The 1,787-nt window shown below is 72.3% G+C and carries 1 protein-coding gene; it reads left to right on the forward strand.

Going from position 1 to position 1,787, the window contains the following annotated elements; genetic code table 11:
- Positions 1-151: 151 nt before the first annotated feature.
- Positions 152-1,787, forward strand: a 1,636-nt coding sequence (locus ABZS77_RS29995; protein WP_354829690.1) for an acyltransferase domain-containing protein, incomplete at its 3' end; no start/stop codon positions are given.

Genomic DNA, 1,787 nt, shown 5'->3' on the forward strand with positions numbered 1-1,787 from the left:
ACGGCACCGGCACCACCCTCGGCGACCCCATCGAAGCCCAGGCCCTGCTCGCCACGTACGGGCAGGACCGGACGAACCGCTCTGGCTGGGGTCGATCAAATCCAACATCGGCCACACCCAGGCCGCGGCCGGCGTCGCCGGGATCATCAAGATGGTCCAGGCGCTGCGCCACGGCGAGCTGCCGAAGACGCTGCACGTCGACGCACCCTCGTCGCACGTCGACTGGTCGACCGGCGCCGTCACGCTGCTCACCGAGAACACCCCCTGGCCCGACCACGACCGACCCCGCCGCGCCGCCGTGTCCTCCTTCGGCATCAGCGGCACCAACGCCCACGTCATCATCGAACAAGCCCCGGCACCCGACCCCACCGGCGACGAGCCCGAGGCACACCAACCAACCGCAGCCGCATCGGCCGCGGCCGACACGACGCCGGACAGGCGCGCCGCCGTCGGCGGTGTGCCGGGCCTCGCCCCACCGTGGCTGCTGTCGGCGAAGACGCCGGCCGCGCTGCGCGCCCAGGCGGCCCGGCTGGCCGGACACCTCGACGAGCACCCCGACCTCGACTCGGCCCAGGTCGCCCACGCGCTGGCCACCACCCGGACCGCCTTCGCTCACCGAGCCACGATCGTCCCGGCCGCGCCGCCCATCGCCGACACCGAGCCGCATGCCGCCGCGGACCTGATCGCCGCCCTGCACGCGCTCGCCGCCGGCCACTCCCACCCGACGCTGGTCACCGGCGCGGCCGGGACGGTCGGGAAGGTGGCGTTCCTGTTCACCGGCCAGGGCGCCCAACACCCCGGCATGACCGCCGACCTCTACCGGCGTTTCCCCGTCTACGCCGCCGCCCTCGACGACATCTGCGCCGCCCTGGACCGGCACCTGGAACACCCGCTGCGCGAGGTCATGACCGGGCCGCACACCGACCTGCTCGCCCAGACCACCTACACCCAGCCCGCCCTGTTCGCCGCCGAGACCGCCATGGTCCGACTCCTGCACAGCTTCGGCGTGCGCCCCGACTACCTCATCGGGCACTCCATCGGCGAACTGACCGCCGCCCACATCGCCGGCGTCCTGGATCTTGCCGACGCCGCCGCGCTCATCACGACCCGCGCCCGGCTCATGAACGCCATGCCCGCCGGCGCCATGCTCGCCGTCACCGCACCCCTGGACCGGATCCGACCAATCCTGGACACCCACCCCGACGTCAGCCTCGCGGGGCACAACAGCCCCACCTCACTCGTCCTCGCCGGCGACACCGACACCATCGACACCATCGCCGCGCAACTCACCACCGACGGCATCCGCGCACGGAAGCTGCACGTCGCCCACGCCTTCCACTCCCCCCACACCGACCCGATCCTCGACGACTTCCGCACCGCCGCCAGCCAGGTCACCTACCACCCCGCGACGCTGCCCATCGTGTCCAACCTGACCGGACAGCTCGCCACCGACGAACAACTCGCCGACCCCGACTACTGGACCCGGCACATCCGCGAAACCGTCAACTACACCGCCGGCAGCGAAACCCTGCACAACCTCGGCGTCACCCACTACCTCGAAGTCGGACCCGACGCCACCCTGAGCACCCTCACCCAGGAAACCCTCACCGACACCACCGCCATCCCCACCCAGCAGCGCGGACACGACGGCACGGCGAAACTGCTCACCGCCCTGGCCACCGCCCACACCAGCGGCATCGACGTCGACTGGCCACCTCGGCGGCGAGGAACCGGGTGGCGAGTGGGGTGTACTCCAGCTTGGACCGGGCGCGCTCCAGCGCGTCGTC

Origin of the sequence: Micromonospora sp. NPDC005298, from assembly GCF_040607375.1 — a bacterium.
GTDB lineage: Bacteria > Actinomycetota > Actinomycetes > Mycobacteriales > Micromonosporaceae > Micromonospora.